General features: G+C 33.0%; 2 protein-coding genes. Both read left to right on the top strand.

What is annotated here, in order from left to right; genetic code table 11:
* Positions 1-351, top strand: a 351-nt coding sequence (locus KTQ83_RS11885; RefSeq protein ID WP_217285057.1) for a GNAT family N-acetyltransferase, incomplete at its 5' end; no start/stop codon positions are given.
* 72 nt (positions 352-423) lie between these two features.
* On the top strand, positions 424-842 hold a 419-nt coding region (locus KTQ83_RS11890; protein WP_244975865.1), incomplete at its 3' end, for a GNAT family N-acetyltransferase.

Below are 842 nucleotides of genomic sequence, written 5' to 3' on the forward strand. Positions count from 1 at the left end.
AATAAAGTTGCAGATATATGGTTGGATACGAATGTGGTGACACATTATTTTATTTCTAAACAATATTGGCAAAATAATTTTGAATTGGTGAAGGAATTGCTGCTGCAGGCAACTGTCTATGTCTATGAGGATAATCAAGAAATACAGGGATTTATAGGTCTAAATGATGAATATATTGAGGGCATTTTTGTTTCAAATGAAATGCAATCGCATGGCATAGGAAAAGCTCTTTTAAATTATGCAAAAAATAAACGAAGCAAATTATTTTTGAATGTATATCAAAAGAATATACGGGCAATAGCCTTTTATCAAAGAGAAGGATTTGAGATTCAGCATAGCGGTTTTGATTAAGCTACCGAAGAAAAAGAATATGTAATGGAATGGCAACAGAAATAGAATTAGGGGTTTATGGAGAAAATTGTTATGTGCAAAGACATTCAGATTAAAGAAGAGCGAATATCTTCAATTGAATATATTGAATTTTTAAAGCGTACGGATCTAGGATCACAGTATCCGAAGGAACGATTCGAAGAAAGAATGGCAAAGCTAGTTGATCATGTATCAATCAGTCTTATTGCAAGAAACAAGGATAATCAAATTGTCGGCGCCTTATTTGGATTGACCGACTATGCCTATTGGCTTTATATAACAGATTTAGGTGTAGACAGAGACTATTTACATCAAGAAATTGGCACGAAATTGATAAAAACAGCACATTCTTTAGCAGGCGGTAAAAAGGATATTGCTGTATATTTGGTTGCGAATGAAAATGCCCTTGCATTTTACGAAAAATTAGGAATGAAAAAAGCAAATGATGTGATGGAATATAACCACATTGAATG

The organism is Holdemanella porci (assembly GCF_019052655.1).
Classification (GTDB): Bacteria; Bacillota_I; Bacilli_A; order Erysipelotrichales; family Erysipelotrichaceae; genus Holdemanella; species Holdemanella hominis.